Below are 14,700 nucleotides of genomic sequence, written 5' to 3'. Positions count from 1 at the left end.
TTAAGAAACGGCGCTCCAGCGTTGAGCGCCGTTAGACTTTTCTCCACCCTCTGCTACGTATATCTGGCCATCTTCAGCTACTGCAAACGCGCCAGGTCGCTCATCACCTGGGTCCCGAAGAGAATCCTTCCAACCGTACACCACGCCCTGCCACAGCAGAACAACTCCACCAGAGTGCTCAGGATTACAGGCTCGCCAAGAAGCCGCGCTAATGCGTAAAGAGTCGATAGAGATGTTCATTGAGGGGCCGGGTCAGAACTACAACTGAAGCATACCATTGAGCATCAATTGCAACGGAGAGTGACCACACCAAAGAAAAGAGCAGATGCATATTTTCCATTGATTGCGGTCTTGCATGACTATTCGCGTTTAGCTGTGGCTTTCACCTCCACAGGTACAGCGCCATGCACCATTTGCCTCTCATCACTGCTGCCCTACTCGCCTCCTGCATCACTAATGCCCATGCGACTGAAGAAGTCTGGGTCATCACTGACCGGGCACACGCTGTCAGCAACTACCAGGATGCTCAGGTCACTCAGCTCGATGAGCAACAGATCCTGGAAGAAAAACTGACCTCGTTGCTACCAAAGTCCCCGCAGCAAGCCACGAAAGCGTTTGAAGCGCTGATGGCCAGCCCTGAAGGGCGGCAACTGAATCAACAGCTCGCGAAGGCTCAGCAAGCCAAGGCCAAGGCCTGGGGCCTGGGTATCGCCAAGGTTCCTGCTGTTGTCGTCGATCAGCGCTATGTGGTCTACGGCGAACCAAACGTCCAGCGCGCCCTGCAGTTGATCGAGCAGGCTCGCCAATGAACATCCTACGGCGCCGCATCGCGGCATTGGCCTTGATGGCCAACAGCTCAATTGTCCCGGCAGCGAGCATCACCACTGCAACCATCGTGGCCTCAACGGCATCCCCGACCTGCCTGGAATACAAGGTGGTCGGCATCTGCTACTGGCTGTTCTGCACCAACTTCGGTTGCCAGGTCAGGACCTCCACCAAGGTCGCGCATTTCGTCCCGGACGCAGTGGTTTCGTCCTATGCCAACACCGGAGAGAACCCGTGGATTGAAGTCAGCACCATGGGCGCACCGAACGCCACTGCGCAGGCTGGCAATGACGGTACAACCAACCACGGTAACGAGAACAACATGACTCGCTTCCGCGAGGCCGACGTGATCGGGCACCCGGGCGGATTCGCGTTCAGCCAGTTTGCCAGCGGTTCCGGGTATGCCTGCAAGGGGGCCGGCACTGCCTACGTGCCTTACCTGCTGAGTTCCATCGACACCTGGGCCTGGCGCTACGGAATCCCGGAAGCGGTGTATCCCGAATCCCTGATACCGGGGATGCGTGAAGTGGGCAGCCTGTTGACAGCCAACACCTGGGGCAGCGTCTATCCGCGTAGCGGCTTCATTCACCAGGCTGACGGCTACAAGGCTTCAGCGGTGATCGCGCAGCGCGCCGGCGACGTTACAACCCGGGTTGGCCAGCCTCACGTCTATCTGCCAATGGTTGCAATGCCTCAAGACGGCTACTGGCCTGCCGGCGCGCTAATGGAAGGCAATTCGATGACGGGCAAGTGGCAGGAACTCACCCCCACTCTCAGCCCGACTTGCGCCGCGTTTCCAAGCCTCGCTCCCAATCTGGAGTCCGGGGATCAATCCTATGCCTGGGCACTTTGGCGGCCTTACGCCTGTTGTGAGCGTCGCGGGCAAATCTTTCTGGGCAGCGTTGACTTTCAACCAAGCGGGGGAACCCTGTAATGCTGAAGCACTTTTTGTTACCGGCAGGCGTTGCCCTGCTCACTCTGTCTGCAGTAGCCCACGCCGCTGATCCAATCCATGTAGAACAACAAGGCAGTGTCATTGGCGATGACCTGCTGTACAGCATCGGCGGCGGCAGCGCCGTCACAATGGGCAGCGCCGGGCAGATGGAAAGCATCGGCGTCGGGCTGGGTTGGCAGAACAATCTGGTCTGCGGAAACATGGACCTGAGCAACACACTGCAAAACCAGTTGAACGGTGCCACTCAGGGCTTTCAGAACATCATGAGCTCGGTGGTACAGAACGCCACCAGCGCAGTGAGTTCGCTGCCGGCATTGATCCTGCAACGCTCGAACCCTGCCCTTTACAACCTGCTCACCAACGGCATCCTGCAAGCCAGGCTGGACTTCGACCGCTCCAAGGCTACGTGCCGCGCCATGACCGAGAAGATGGCTGACATAGCCGGCGGCGGGCAAATGAGCTGGGGTAAGGTGGCTGAAGGCCAAAAAATGAGCCAAGCCTTGGCGAACAACACTGACGCTGTAGCAGTGGTCGACCAGGTTGAAAAAGCACCTGGTGAAAAAGGCGTGACGTGGGTCGGTGGCAAGCAGGCCGGCGGCTCAGGCCAAGAGCCGATCAAGGTGGTCAGTGATGTGACCAAAGCCGGTTACAACATGTTGAACAAGCGCGCCCCTACTGACAAATCTTCAGTGCCGGCAAACAGTTGCTCGAACGGTTTGACGTGTGGGTATTGGGAGTCCCCCGCCGAAGCCAGCCAGTTCGCCAATCGTGTCCTGGGCGAGCAACAGATCAAGACTTGTGAAGGCTGCTCCAGTGAGTCGACCCCCGGCGTGGGCTTGACGCCACTGATCCAGGAAACCTACGAAGAGAAACTAACCGCCCTGCAGGATCTGATCAAGCCTGGCACCCCCATCACATCCGAGAAGCTGCGCAAGGCCTCCAGCGACTCACTTCCGATCACCCGCGGGGTTATCGCAGCGCTGCGCGATGAGCGTGACCAGGCACTGCTGACAGAGCGCCTGGCGTCCGAAGTGGCCCTCTCAGATGTACTCGGTCGGGCCTTGGTGCTAAAGCGCATGCTGATCTCTGGCTCCAAAGAGTCGAACGTGGCGGCCAACAGCGTGGCCACCGAAGCCGTGGAAAAACAAACCGACGTGCTGCAACAGGAGATCATGAACTTGAAGATCGAGCTCGATCTGCGTCGCGAGCTGGCCGCCAACTCCCCGATGGCGATCATCGAGCGCAGCCAGGCCCGCTCGGAAAACTCTAGGGCGATCATGCCAGGTGCGACTGAATCCAACCGTCTGAACCTCCTGCAGAAACCCACAAGGGAGTGATGGCCATGTCCAAAGACCTAACTGCCGGCCGCAGCCCCTTCAAAACCTTTAAACGCATCATCTTTCTCCTGACGTTGATGATGCTGATAACCGTCCTCGGCATGTTGATCGCCAGCCTGGTCATTCGTTGGATGGGAGGTGTCGAGCAGTGGTACGAGTGGAGCCACGACCACTATGGGGGTTTATTAACCTGGCGATGCTTGCTCTACGCTGCATTGACCTATGCTTGGCTAAAGATACAACCGTGGAAACTGGCGACCTCTCCTGGTGACCGGCTCAGGCTGATGGGGCTTCAGGCGGCTGCCGTGATCCTGATCGTCCTGGTCGAGGTCAAGAAAGCCCCAGTCGACTGGGGGGCTCTGCTATGACCCTCTATACCAACGACTACCTGGAGTATTACCTGACGCTGATCGGCTGGGTGATCAACAACGGGATCTGGAACATGATCTCCGATACCGGACTGTTCGCCCTGCCCTTCATCATCATCGTCACCCGTGAATGGCTCAAGGCCCGTGGAGAAGGGGCTGATGAAGGCAACAAGGGTGTGTTATCCCTGGCACGCATCGAGACCAACACCTATGTGGCTTACGTCGTTGTGATGCTCTGTGCGGTGCCCTCGGTGCGTGTGGGACTCGACACTCTCCAGTTCGACCAGGAGCGATCCAAGCAGTGCCAGGTGAACACGCCGGCACCGACTGACACTGGTTGGTCGACCACCTTCAGCAGCGTGGCCAACCAGTCCGCCCAGATCCCCATCTGGTGGGCCTTCATGCACTCGCTGTCCAAGGGTCTCACTGCCGGTGCTGTGGCAGCGATACCCTGCGGGACGGATCTGCGGATGATGCGGATGGAGGTGAATGCAGCCAAGATCAACAATCCCCTTCTCGCCCAGGAAGTGGCCGACTTCACCCATGACTGTTATGGGCCTTCCCGGGCACGGATGTTTATGCGGCAACCCGATCTTGGCTCAGCCGCTGACAGCTCCAAGTCCCTGCAGGACCTGAACTGGATTGGCTCCAAGTTCTTTCTCAATACATCGGGCTACTACGATACCGACTACTCACGCTCACCCAGAACAGCCTGGCCCTACGACAGCCAGCGTGACGATGGCATGCCACAAGTGTCAGGAGGTGGCGGATACCCCAAGTGTAAGCAGTGGTGGTCGGACGGCGGCACCGGCCTACGCGATCGCCTGAAGGACCAGGTTGATCCAGATTTGGTGACGCAGTTTCTCGGCTGGGCAAAGTGGATGTCTGCAGACGAAGTGACCGAGGCATTGATTCGGCAACTTGTCGCACCGTCCAGCCAGATGAGGGGAGATGTCTATTCCGACTACGGCGGGCAGATCGGCGGGACCATGTGGAACGGACTGGCGAGAGCCGGTGGGACATTTGGCGTAGCCCTGGGCTCGCTGGCCTACTTCCCAGGGATGGACATGGTCAGGCAAGCGCTGCCGATGGTGCTCTCGTTTATCAAGATGGGCATCGTGATCTGTTTGCCGATGGTGCTGGTGGTCGGTGCGTATCAGCTCAGCGTTACGACGACGACGAGCGTGGTGTTCTTCGCGGTGATGTTTGTGGACTTCTGGTTGCAACTCGCACGCTGGCTGGACTCGACGATTCTGGAAGCCATGTATGGCTCAGGCTCACCTGATTTGCCATTCGATCCTGTTCTTGGGCTGAACGTGGCTACTCAGGACGCGATCTTGAACTTTGTGATGGGCGCGATGTTCATAATTCTGCCTTTGCTATGGATAGCTGCATTAAGTTGGGCTGGCGTGAGCGCAGGTAACGTACTTGAGGGGATGAAAACCGGCGCGAAGGACGTTCAGACTGCCGGCGAGAAAGGCGGGGATGCTGCTAAGAAGGCTTTGTAGTAATACCATATGCCTGACTGCTGTGCCTGAGCGCCAAGTGCTTTGGCACAGCAGGCTTCAATCGTGCAGTTTTACGCCCTTTGCGTAAAAACCGTCATGCTCGTAGCCATCCCGATTCGTTGTGATCGACAGGTCTATATCGGAAATACTAGATGTTCCAAGCCTGGAACTTGCAGCAAGCAACAAGGCCAAACACCCTACAGTAAGCAAAGAGCTAACAAGCCAAGAAAAATTCGCTACTACAACCCACAGCAACAGGCCTACGACTAACGCACGCTTGATCCAGCACACACTTGGTTTACGGGCATGCACCAGCGCTCCGGCGATCACGCCAAGTGCAGAGCCTACCCGGTATGCGAGCGATTGAGTGGTCATGGTTCTGATTCCTTCCTGAACAGCTTGAACCCGTTTATACCCCGATTCTGAAGCAGTTGCCAACGGGTGCCTTGCAACTTACATGGCATAACGATAGCATAGATTTTGTTACGTAACTATTCAATCAGCGACCGGTCATCGGACGAAACGACATGCCTACCGACTCCCCACCCTCACCTCCTCGTGGTCCAGGACGTCCAAGGTCAGGAAATGCAAAGAGCAATGCTGATAGGCAGCGCGACTTCCGTAATCGTCGCAAAGAGGCGCATGCTGACCTGCAACAGGCTTTGGAGACCCTCCAGCGCACACGGGGCCAACTCTCGGATGCTATGGTTGAGATTGCCAGGCTAAAGGAGCTGCTGTCACAGGCGAACGAAAATATAGCCCGCCTGCGCGCTGATCCAGATTGATCCTTTCTCTATGACTCAGATGCTTCCGCCTCAAAAGGTTGTAAATGGCCCAAAGGGAACGGCGGTAAGGGAATGGTTCATAATGGTAAAAGCCCTACCCGAAAGGGCCTCGTTACCTCGGGCTATAAAAGGGCGCTGTGGGGCAATGAATCAGAGCGCCCCACTACCCTTGGGACTTCTGCCAGGCTGATTCTTGAGAGACCTCGAGCGCTGATCTGGATGCAATCAACTGCACCTTCTTCACGAAAGGATAGAGCCTCATCCCATCGTCGCCATATCCCTCATAGCCACAATTTGTAGTCGATAAGGACAAGAACATGTCCCTGCCCTCTCCGCCTCATACGCACTGAGGGTCCATATGTGGGGCCTCTCGCTGACCCTAGCCTAAAAAAGCCCGCGCACCAGGTGGTTGATGACTCTGGTACGCAGAGATTGTCCGCGTACTTGATGTTGGAGAATAATCGCTCCAACACCGCACTCAAGACCGCCGGGGTATATTCGGGGAGCGGCGTCTTTCGAACCGTTGCAGCCACTCACGCCAGGCCACAATTGTGTATTCCAGTGATGGTGGCAACCAATTCCAGTGATTGTGCGCCATCCGAGCCGCAGGTTCTGCCTAGCTAATCCAGTGGTTGTAATCCACTGCGCCGACGATCCTGCCCCACCAAGCCATAGGTAGCGAACGTCGAAATTTCCTTGCACTTCTTTTGGAGTGAGAGCCGCTTCTGGGCGATTGCCGTCGGTGATGATGGGCAGTTATCGGCCCAGAGTGTGTAAAAACGCTAAAGTACGCACGTCTACGTGAAAACTGAAATTTATCGACTCGTCAGCAGATACGGATTTCGCCCAGAGGCGCGATTTTCAGTCCGGTTCTGCGCACCTGTCGCACTCGAAAACGTTTTTACACAGCCTCGGCCAAAAGCGGCCCTTCGTAGTAGTTAGGAGCAGACAAAAAGAAGTCGTTTTCACCGTTGCAGGGAGACTATTTTGAGGTTCGAAGGTCTCAGGGGCTCGGTACTGGAGTCGACCCATTCCTCACTGGCCTCCTCCGATTGGGTGAGCCACTGATCACATCCAAGGCTTGTAGGGGCTATGGTGATAACGGGTAAGGACAAATCACCAGAGCGTCGAGAGGATAGCCGTCATCCCTCAGCGTAGTTGGAACGAACCCGTAGTTGGCCGAGTAGAACATCAGTGTACTGAGGAAGCGGTCAACGAAGATCTGTCCGTATAGCTCATGTTCATAGCTCCGAAGTTTTGGACTGGGTATCGCTGGGAGGCGTTTTTCCAAGCGTGCCCATCTCGATTGGCGTCTTCGTGAAAAACACCGATATTTCCTCGCAGTCCAGTCGGTTGAATAACCGCTCTGACTCCTCCTCCGTGATTGCCAGGCGAATCTCCGTGGGTTGATCAGCCAGCTCAAAAAAGTGCGATGAGTGAAGTTTTCCAGTGTGTCCAAAACCTTCGATTCCAGTGCACAGCGTGGCACCGCGCAGCCCCATTTCCTTAGCTACGTCAACGATCCATTCGCCAAGCATCTTTCCTTGGTAACGACGGTTTTGTTGGGTGAAGAAAACGACCATATAGCCTTTCATTTTGATCTCCTCAGCGAGTACCAATCATTTGGTAAGACAGTAGTCCGGCAGCGGTCATCGCTAACGAACCTACGACGTGCAATGAAATTGAGCCAAGCGCCCACAGCAATCTTCCTTCTTGGATTAGGGCAACTGTTTCGGCTGAAAAGGTGGAAAAGGTGGTAAGTCCCCCGCAAAAGCCCGTGATTATCAGCAGGCGCCATTCGGGGCTTAAGGAGGGAGATGCGGCCAAGAACGCGATGGCTAGGCCGATGATGTACCCCCCGACCATGTTCGCCACCAAAGTGCCTGGGGGAATAGTTGGGAACAGCGCGTTGAGCTTTATACCCAGGAGCCAGCGCAACCACGCACCAAGTGATGCGCCGATGGCGATGACAAAGAGTGATTTCAGCATGACTGTAAATCTCCTCTGAGCAGGTAGGGCCGAGGAGGCGCTGATAAACGCAGATTGCGATAGAGAGGTAATACGGAATTTTGAGTCAAGATCCTGTCCTAGATTAGCGGACAGGGAGCACACCTACGCACCCTGTCCAGGGTTCACGTAGGCATCATCAGCACGGGGCGGTTGTGAGGAGGAATGCCATCTCCTTGGAAGCAACATATCACTCGCGCAATTGTCACGTAAATAGTGCTTTGCAATCCTTGACGCGAGCACGGTTTCCCCTCGACGCCTAGAGACTAGATGAATATCCAAGATACCCGCAGACATCATCTGTACTCCCAGCCTGTTGATATTCTAAACAACTGGGTAGATGCCCGGAGCCTGGGAACTAGACGACTGCCGTACTTTGATCCGATGGATGGTGGGGTCGATGCCTCTGTACTGATATTGCTGGAGTCTCCGGCCAGGGATTGCTCGTGGCCACGCTTCGTTTCCCGAGACAACACCGGGCCTTCCCAACGCAACCTGAAGCGCTTTCTTGAACAGGCATGTCTCGCGCGTGAGCAGACCATCTTGTGGAATATTTATCCATGGCTGCCGGATCTGGGCAGTCCTGCCCAAGCCATCAGCCGCTTGAAAATCACAGAGGGCGTCACTCTGCTGAAAGAGGTAATGGATCTGCTCCCGTGCCTGCGCGCTGTGGTCTTGGCTGGGCGCGTGGCGCAGAGAGCTGCACCCGAAATCGAGCATCATCGCCCTGAGGTCAGGCTGCTCGCCATGCCCCACCCGAGCCCTCTTTCGGTGTGTCAGCATCCCGATGTCGCTAAAGACATTGTCGCTACTCTGACCCGAGCGGCGCTGATGGCAAGTGTCTGATCGTTAGGCACCGGCGCGCTTGGCGTTCAGCGACGCGATGCAGGGCGATACAAACAGATTGCCACGGTATGCACCGACGGCGGTTTTGGTTGCAACCACCAGCCACATGATGGCCAACATCATCACCAAGATAACGCCCAGCACATCAAAAAAGACCAAGTTCAGCGTCACACCGAGCTTGAGCGTTGTTACCGCATAGACGCCAAGCGGGAAAGTGAAGCCCCACCAGCCAAGATTGAAAGGGATGCCTCCTTTCGCATAGCGAGCGGTAATGAGCAGTGCCAAGAGCATCCACCACAAGCCAAGCCCCCAAAATAGAACACCCGATACCACCCCGATGCCAGCAGCTACCGCACCTATGCCTGGCATGCCATGGGCGGCAAAGATGGCCGGTGCATCGTTGCCAATGACCAACATGCCCAGCGCACCGGTACCAATCGGCCCCAGCGATAACCAAGACGATGCCGCCATGCTCTCGTGCGGTAACTTATGAAGCGCCAGGCGCAGTACCAGAATAACCAAAATGCTCAAGGCCACCGGAACCGAGTAGGCCCACAAGACGTAACTGGTGATCAGCATCGTGAACTGAGCGTTGGTATCGGCCAGATGCGGTGCGATGATACCGCCGCTCGCCGCTGCTACTTCCGCCGCTACCACAGGAAGCAGCCATACAGCAGTCATCTGATCGATGCTGTGTTCTTGTCGGGTGAACATCATGAATGGGATAAGTACACCGCACGCCAGTGCCATGGCGACGTCCAGCCACCAGAGCACATGGGCCAGGGCAATCACACCCTCTCCCCAGTTTGGCAGACCGTACTGAACCAGCCCGTTGATGATGGTTGCCAGGCCCATCGGTATCGTGCCGAAAAACATCGAAACCGTGGAATGCCCAAAGATCTGTTTTGCCTCATCGAAGAAGAACACCCAGCGGGCGGCGTACATCAAGGTAAAGACGGTAAACAGCAGGATATTGAACAGCCAAAGGGCCTCGCCAACACCTGCAAGCAGCGCACTGTGACCCGGCAACTGCCCTAGGGCCAAGGCCAGAATGCCGGTGCCCATCGTGGCGGCAAACCAGTTAGGTGTGAACTGCCGGATCGCCTCTCTTGGATTGGACAAAGCCGCCAGTGGATGGCGGCCGCCCATAATAGCTGCGAGTCGTGTATCACTCATTTACGCGCTCCGTCTCAGTATGCGTTCAATCTGACATTACTGAAGCCTAGCGTGATGGGAATAGCTGTAAAAACGGATAATATAGGTATTCATTACCGATTTTGAGGGTAGATCTTTTGAAGCTAAGCCTGCGTCAGCTACAAATTTTCTGCGCCGTTGCACAACACGGTAGCACCACCAACGCAGCCGTATCAGTGTCACTATCCCAATCTGCAACTAGCGCCGCACTCAACGAGTTGGAAAACGCCTTGGATACGAGGCTGTTTGACCGAGTAGGAAAGCGTTTAGTGCTGAACGATAACGGCCACGCCTTACTGCCTCAAGCCAGAAGGATGCTTGAGAACGCACAACAGATAGAGGCCGGCTTCTTACCAGGCCATGCTGGGATGAAGACACGCTTGCGGGTAGGGTGCAGTACCACTATAGGCAATTACATTCTGCCATTGATTCTCGGTGAGCTACGTCAATCAGCATCACATTTGAGGGTCGATATCGACATGGCCAACAGCATGGCTATCGCAAGGAGAGTCGCTGATTTCGACATTGATATGGGCCTGATTGAGGGGCCTTGCCACCTGCCCGAACTCCGTGCTGAGCCTTGGCTTGTTGATGAACTGCTTATTGTCGCAGGCCAACGGCACCCATTGGCGCTAAAGCAGCAGGTCACACTTAATGACTTTCGTACTGCTGAATGGCTACTGCGCGAGCCAGGTTCTGGTACCCGTGAAGAAGTCGAACAATTGCTGCTGCGTCATCTGCACGATCTCGCCGAAACCCGCCAGATCGGCAGTTCAGAGGCTATCAAGCATACCCTCGCACAAGGCATCGGCATCAGTTGCCTGTCCCGCTGGGTAGTTCGGGATCTACTTGCCTCCCAAGTCCTGGTTGAACTGCCGCACGCCTTGCCTGCACTGACCCGACGTTTTTTTCTGATCCGCCACCGGGACAAGTATATCTCGTCTGGGCTTGAGCGATTCTGGGAAAGCTGCAGTCAATTCGCGAGCCAGAAATAGCTTGATCTATTTAAAAAACAGGTAAGCGCTACAAAAACAAGTCGTTTCCGGAATTTATCAAAGACGCATAAGGTCAACTCACTGTCCTGCAGCAATGAACGAGTTGTATTTGCCAAGGCGCGACTGAAGGCCTTGCTTACCCTTATGAGGAAGCTCTGATGAATGTGATAAATAAAACCGTCAAAGCCCTGACGCTGGGCGTTGCGTTGACCACAACGATGAACGCATTAGCCGCGCAAGATCGATGGACGTTTGACGGCGATATTCGCAACAACTCGCTGGCTGTCAGCCCAGATGAAATGACGGCGGTGGTCTCGTACAGTCAGCGTCCAGATGTAGTGGTCTATGATTTGAAAAACGGCAAGGTTCGGCAGGTTCTGAACGGATACGTCACGCCGCGAAATATTGTGTTTTCGCCAACTGGCGATGTGTTCTACCTCTCCGACAGCAGTTTGGGGGTCGTGCGCAAGATTGACACCAAGACTTTAAAAGTGATCGCAGATATTCCATTGGGCGCAGGTGCTTTTGGTACCACACTCAGCAAGGACGGAGGCTTGCTCTACGTCAACAATGAAGCGGCCAGCACGCTGTCGGTCATTGATCTTGATCACCAGCGGCCAGTCGCTGTGGTACCTGGCTTCTCCCAACCGCGCCAAGGCATCCGATTAAGCCCTGACGGCAAAACCGTCTATGTCACAAACTTTCTTGGCGACAAAATCACCCTGGTCGACAGCAAAACTAATACGATCAAAGGTGAGATCACTGGCTTCAACAAGTTGCGCGCCATCTCCATATCAGCCGACGGTAATACGCTGTACGCGGCTAACAGTGGCAGTAACAGCATCGCAGTTGTCGACACTCGAAAACGCGCAATCACAACCACGGTCATGGTGGGCAAAGACCCCTACGGCGCAGCTCTGACTCCAGACGGGCGGCACGTCTACTCTGGTAACCTGGGTGACAACAGCCTTTCAGTGATCGACACCAAAACGCTAAAAGTGACGACGACTGTGACCGGTTTGAAGGCGCCCCGCCAGGCCATTGTATTCAGCAAAGACAAGTCGAAGGCTTATGTCCTCAACGAGGACTTGAGTATCTCCACAGTCGATCTCGCCAGCAACAAGGTGGTTTCGACGCTCGAGGCCGACTGACTGGACAGCCCTGGTCTTCATCGGGGGACTGCTAATAATCCACGACTGGATAAATAATAATGAGTGAAAGTGATGAGTTCTGGTGGATGAGTCGCCTTCACTCATTGGGATTAGCGAGTGATGCTTGACCGTGAGCGGCGCGTTGCCCAATCGAGAAAGCACAGGGCCGGGGGCGAACAGGACTCCAGCAAAAATGATATCAGGACGTTTTTTCTACGGCGTCTACTATTTAATCACGTGCTGCTCCAGATAGCAGGTGAGTCTCTAAAAGCTAAAAACACCAGAAGGGGATACGTATGTTAAAAAAGATGATTTTCACCGTCGCTGTCACCGCCTGCTGTATGTCGGGTTTGGCGCTCGCCGATGCGCCAGTCAAGGTTGCTGAAACGGACAAGGGAAAAGTACTCGTAGACGCCAAAGGTATGACTCTTTATACCTTTGGTAAGGACTCCTCGGGCAAGTCGGCCTGCAATGGGCCATGCGCTGCAAACTGGCCACCTTTAGCGGTATCCGCAGACGCGAAAGCGGAGCATGATTACTCTATCGTTACTAGAGACGATGGCACAAAACAATGGGCATACAAAGGCATGCCACTTTACAGCTGGGTCAAAGATGTCAAGCCAGGCGATACAACTGGTGACGGCGTCAACCAAGTCTGGCACGTTGCCAAGCCGTGACATCAAATAATTGATAGGCTAGCTCACGCCACTGGTTTTTCGGTGGCGTGAGTACGAGTACGTATCTGATATTTCGCCAGCATGTAGCTGCCACGTCTTAAAATGCTACGATGGATCTGGCCAACACCGAGTGGACTGCCATAGCAAAAATCATTAGAAAAATGCATGGGCGATAAGAAACTCATTTGGCCCGCGGAAATAATCATCACCGAGCTGATAGCCATCCTGGATGACACTGTGAAGGCCTGCCTCAATAGCTAACAATTTTTACGGTTATTGAACCAAGTCAAGAATGCAAAATCTGAGAGCGCACGCTCGGATTAACCAGAAGATCCACATTCAATCGACTGTAGCAATGATTGCCGGGGCGGGGAGATCGAACCTGCGTCCTACGCATCGAAAGACAGCGATAGGCCAAGAGTGTGTAAAAACGCCTCGCAAAAATTGAAGTGCGTGTGTCTACGTGAAATCTGAAATTTATCGGCTCGTCAGCAGATACGCATTTCGCCCATAGGCGCAATTTTCAGTCCGGCTCTGCGCACCTATCGCACTCGAAAACGTTTTTACAAAGCCTAGGCCGATTACTGCCGGTCGCGAGGGGGCGATTTAGACCCAAAGCGAACGCTCATTAGGGATGATCAGATGTGAAGACCTACCAGCATTTCATCAGGGTTCATAATCGCGTAACCGTGACCTGCGTCCCGGCATCTGGGGAGGTAGCTGGCGGTTCTGTGGCTAGCTGCACGGGACGCCCTGCACCAGAGCGTTTACCGCCCCATTGCCCCCGCACTTTTTCTCGACATCGGTACCACCCCTCGGCCCGCATGAGCATTGGCCAAATCAGAAGCGGATGGCCCTGCAGGTGCCTATTGATTTGTCGGTAAATCTGATATGCCTTGGGCGGCAGTCCGTCAGGGCTGTGCAGTAGATCAAGCAGCAAGCTAACTGCGTTTCCATCGTTGAGTTCTTGCTGACGCTCACTAAGCAATCGCCACAGCAGAGGACGGCGTTCGGTCAGCCAGATAGCTATATCCTGTTCGGGGAACAGCACGACGGGCGTGAAGAGCCCTTCATGAAACTCGGTCACTTCCTTGGTCAGAATACGATTTACTTCCTTATCGAACCGTTCTCTCTGGCGAACACCTGACTTGTATCGCGCGGCAGCTGCCTGCGTTCCGACTTCGTCCTGAAGCGGAGCATTCGGTGCATGGTGTGCGCAGAGCTTTCTTCCTGTCAGTGGTTGTCGCCAGCACAAAGTGCAAAAGCTGAAAAGGTCAATTTGGGATCCGTCTTCTGCACGAATCATACCCTGAGCCGGGATTTGCAGATGGTTGCATATGCTGAGGAAGTTCGTCACTTCAACGACGGTGGGGAAGGTGTATTCCCTTGGCGGCCATGTGGTGTTGGCATGGATCAGTTGCACTGCCTTCATCACTTCAAGTAGGCGAGGGTCGTTGCTCTGGCAAACAGCAAACCCTAGTGAGGCGTAAATCCCCCAAATGCCGTTCCACGTCGGCACCCGCTGCTTATAAAGCAAATGGCAGTGCTCGGGAGGGATCAGGGGTTGCAGATACTGCCTGATCAGCCGAAGCGCGATGGTTGGCGTTACAGCCTCGTCAGAGGCGTGCAACCTTATTGCCCAGAGAGCAACTGCCACCTCCTCATAGGCGAGAGAGTCGAGAAATACGTCATCTATGTAGAGAGGCAAATCAAGTGTCCAATCTGGCTAGTAGTTAAGCATCCGCCTAGTACCTAGCATGCGGCATCGGGATATTGCTGCCCACGCAAGGAGACAACGGTGGAAACGATGACACTCAAGGAGGTGAGCCAGATTCTCAGGATTTCTGAGCATACGGCGCGCAACCGGCTGAGCATGGGCTTACCGATGTCTCCATCGTTCCGTGTCAGCCGCCGCCGCTTATTTCTCAAGCAGGAGGTAGAGCGTTGGCTTGTAGCCCAGGCTGGAGTATCGAGCCACCATAGCAGTTGAGCCTCACAGAGCCATAGGGAGTCAGGTTATCGATTAGATCGTACAGGCAAACAAAAACTGTG

At 54.9% G+C, this 14,700-nt stretch carries 16 protein-coding genes, 1 pseudogene and 1 riboswitch; of the genes and pseudogenes, 10 read left to right on the top strand and 7 right to left on the bottom strand.

All coding sequences use genetic code 11. The features are described 5' to 3' along the window. On the bottom strand, positions 1–240 hold the full coding sequence (locus NJC40_RS13675; protein ID WP_253138809.1) for an antirestriction protein ArdR: 240 nt from the start codon (positions 238–240) through the stop codon (positions 1–3). Positions 241–404: 164 nt separating this feature from the next. Here NJC40_RS13675 and NJC40_RS13670 point away from each other — a divergent pair, with 164 nt between their 5' ends. From NJC40_RS13670 to NJC40_RS13650, 5 genes are read left to right on the top strand one after another with little or no spacing between them, the layout of a single operon-like run. Further along, positions 405–809, top strand: coding sequence for a TIGR03757 family integrating conjugative element protein (locus NJC40_RS13670; RefSeq protein WP_253138813.1), 405 nt, complete (start codon positions 405–407; stop codon positions 807–809). Then, positions 806–1,759, top strand: coding sequence for a TIGR03756 family integrating conjugative element protein (locus tag NJC40_RS13665; protein ID WP_253138816.1), 954 nt, complete (start codon positions 806–808; stop codon positions 1,757–1,759). Before NJC40_RS13670 ends, NJC40_RS13665 begins: the two co-directional genes overlap by 4 nt. Next, on the top strand, positions 1,759–3,117 hold the full coding sequence (locus NJC40_RS13660; RefSeq protein WP_253138820.1) for an integrating conjugative element protein: 1,359 nt from the start codon (positions 1,759–1,761) through the stop codon (positions 3,115–3,117). Before NJC40_RS13665 ends, NJC40_RS13660 begins: the two co-directional genes overlap by 1 nt. Before the next feature lie 5 nt (positions 3,118–3,122). After that, positions 3,123–3,485 carry a hypothetical protein gene (locus tag NJC40_RS13655; RefSeq protein WP_253138824.1) on the top strand — a complete coding sequence of 121 codons (363 nt, stop codon included), beginning with the start codon at positions 3,123–3,125 and terminating at the stop codon, positions 3,483–3,485. Then, positions 3,482–4,993: a conjugal transfer protein TraG N-terminal domain-containing protein gene (locus NJC40_RS13650; protein WP_253138826.1), complete on the top strand. Its 1,512-nt coding sequence runs from the start codon at positions 3,482–3,484 to the stop codon at positions 4,991–4,993. The genes NJC40_RS13655 and NJC40_RS13650 overlap by 4 nt, the downstream gene beginning before the upstream one ends. Before the next feature lie 57 nt (positions 4,994–5,050). On the opposite strand, the gene NJC40_RS13645 is transcribed toward NJC40_RS13650, so the two are convergent. From NJC40_RS13645 to crcB, 4 genes and pseudogenes are all read right to left on the bottom strand, one after another. Further along, positions 5,051–5,368, bottom strand: coding sequence for a hypothetical protein (locus NJC40_RS13645; RefSeq protein ID WP_253138829.1), 318 nt, complete (start codon positions 5,366–5,368; stop codon positions 5,051–5,053). 1,503 nt (positions 5,369–6,871) lie between these two features. Then, positions 6,872–7,069 (bottom strand): annotated as a pseudogene (locus NJC40_RS13640) (inorganic diphosphatase); the annotation flags it as partial. After that, positions 7,020–7,373, bottom strand: a complete 354-nt coding sequence (locus tag NJC40_RS13635) for a DUF190 domain-containing protein (RefSeq protein WP_042920230.1) — start codon at positions 7,371–7,373, stop codon at positions 7,020–7,022. The pseudogene NJC40_RS13640 and the gene NJC40_RS13635, both read right to left, overlap by 50 nt. 10 nt (positions 7,374–7,383) lie before the next feature. Further along, a complete protein-coding gene (gene crcB / locus NJC40_RS13630; protein ID WP_042920229.1) occupies positions 7,384–7,767 on the bottom strand; it encodes a fluoride efflux transporter CrcB in 384 nt (127 codons plus the stop codon). Positions 7,768–7,908: 141 nt separating this feature from the next. After that, positions 7,909–7,970, bottom strand: a riboswitch (Fluoride riboswitch). Between the two features lie 85 nt (positions 7,971–8,055). On the opposite strand from crcB, the gene NJC40_RS13625 reads away from it, so the two are divergent. After that, entirely contained in the window at positions 8,056–8,631 is a 576-nt protein-coding gene (locus NJC40_RS13625) for a uracil-DNA glycosylase (RefSeq protein WP_093503737.1), read from the top strand. Positions 8,632–8,634: 3 nt separating this feature from the next. On the opposite strand, the gene NJC40_RS13620 is transcribed toward NJC40_RS13625, so the two are convergent. Beyond that, positions 8,635–9,807: a TDT family transporter gene (locus tag NJC40_RS13620; RefSeq protein ID WP_042920225.1), complete on the bottom strand. Its 1,173-nt coding sequence runs from the start codon at positions 9,805–9,807 to the stop codon at positions 8,635–8,637. 116 nt (positions 9,808–9,923) lie between these two features. Here NJC40_RS13620 and NJC40_RS13615 point away from each other — a divergent pair, with 116 nt between their 5' ends. The 3 genes from NJC40_RS13615 (at position 9,924) to NJC40_RS13605 (ending at position 12,648) form a co-directional block, all read left to right on the top strand. Continuing rightward, positions 9,924–10,820 carry a LysR family transcriptional regulator gene (locus tag NJC40_RS13615; RefSeq protein WP_042920223.1) on the top strand — a complete coding sequence of 299 codons (897 nt, stop codon included), beginning with the start codon at positions 9,924–9,926 and terminating at the stop codon, positions 10,818–10,820. 158 nt (positions 10,821–10,978) lie between these two features. After that, positions 10,979–11,971 (top strand): YncE family protein, encoded by a 993-nt coding sequence (locus NJC40_RS13610; protein WP_042920222.1) that lies wholly within the window; start codon positions 10,979–10,981, stop codon positions 11,969–11,971. A gap of 296 nt (positions 11,972–12,267) precedes the next feature. Continuing rightward, the gene (locus tag NJC40_RS13605; protein ID WP_042920220.1) at positions 12,268–12,648 is read left to right on the top strand and encodes a COG4315 family predicted lipoprotein; all 381 of its coding nucleotides are present in this window, start codon (positions 12,268–12,270) and stop codon (positions 12,646–12,648) included. Between the two features lie 673 nt (positions 12,649–13,321). Here NJC40_RS13605 and NJC40_RS13600 read toward each other — a convergent pair. Next, on the bottom strand, positions 13,322–14,356 hold the full coding sequence (locus tag NJC40_RS13600; protein ID WP_042920216.1) for a hypothetical protein: 1,035 nt from the start codon (positions 14,354–14,356) through the stop codon (positions 13,322–13,324). A 99-nt stretch (positions 14,357–14,455) separates the two neighbouring features. On the opposite strand from NJC40_RS13600, the gene NJC40_RS13595 reads away from it, so the two are divergent. Continuing rightward, a complete protein-coding gene (locus tag NJC40_RS13595; protein ID WP_353887144.1) occupies positions 14,456–14,638 on the top strand; it encodes a helix-turn-helix domain-containing protein in 183 nt (60 codons plus the stop codon). Positions 14,639–14,700 lie beyond the last annotated feature (62 nt).

Source organism: Pseudomonas sp. 21LCFQ02 (genome assembly GCF_024129895.2).
GTDB lineage: Bacteria > Pseudomonadota > Gammaproteobacteria > Pseudomonadales > Pseudomonadaceae > Aquipseudomonas.
This window is presented reverse-complemented; position numbering and strand designations above follow the sequence as displayed.

Excerpts from the sequence above, each read along its gene's own strand:
- NJC40_RS13650 (WP_253138826.1), top strand. The coding sequence starts at position 3,482 with ATGACCCTCTATACCAACGACTACCTGGAGTATTACCTGACGCTGATC.
- NJC40_RS13595 (WP_353887144.1), top strand. The coding sequence starts at position 14,456 with ATGACACTCAAGGAGGTGAGCCAGATTCTCAGGATTTCTGAGCATACG.
- NJC40_RS13625 (WP_093503737.1), top strand. The coding sequence starts at position 8,056 with ATGAATATCCAAGATACCCGCAGACATCATCTGTACTCCCAGCCTGTT.
- NJC40_RS13665 (WP_253138816.1), top strand. The coding sequence starts at position 806 with ATGAACATCCTACGGCGCCGCATCGCGGCATTGGCCTTGATGGCCAAC.
- NJC40_RS13660 (WP_253138820.1), top strand. The coding sequence starts at position 1,759 with ATGCTGAAGCACTTTTTGTTACCGGCAGGCGTTGCCCTGCTCACTCTG.
- NJC40_RS13655 (WP_253138824.1), top strand. The coding sequence starts at position 3,123 with ATGTCCAAAGACCTAACTGCCGGCCGCAGCCCCTTCAAAACCTTTAAA.
- NJC40_RS13675 (WP_253138809.1), bottom strand. The coding sequence starts at position 240 with ATGAACATCTCTATCGACTCTTTACGCATTAGCGCGGCTTCTTGGCGA.
- crcB (WP_042920229.1), bottom strand. The coding sequence starts at position 7,767 with ATGCTGAAATCACTCTTTGTCATCGCCATCGGCGCATCACTTGGTGCG.
- NJC40_RS13605 (WP_042920220.1), top strand. The coding sequence starts at position 12,268 with ATGTTAAAAAAGATGATTTTCACCGTCGCTGTCACCGCCTGCTGTATG.
- NJC40_RS13670 (WP_253138813.1), top strand. The coding sequence starts at position 405 with ATGCACCATTTGCCTCTCATCACTGCTGCCCTACTCGCCTCCTGCATC.
- NJC40_RS13620 (WP_042920225.1), bottom strand. The coding sequence starts at position 9,807 with ATGAGTGATACACGACTCGCAGCTATTATGGGCGGCCGCCATCCACTG.
- NJC40_RS13610 (WP_042920222.1), top strand. The coding sequence starts at position 10,979 with ATGAATGTGATAAATAAAACCGTCAAAGCCCTGACGCTGGGCGTTGCG.
- NJC40_RS13645 (WP_253138829.1), bottom strand. The coding sequence starts at position 5,368 with ATGACCACTCAATCGCTCGCATACCGGGTAGGCTCTGCACTTGGCGTG.
- NJC40_RS13635 (WP_042920230.1), bottom strand. The coding sequence starts at position 7,373 with ATGAAAGGCTATATGGTCGTTTTCTTCACCCAACAAAACCGTCGTTAC.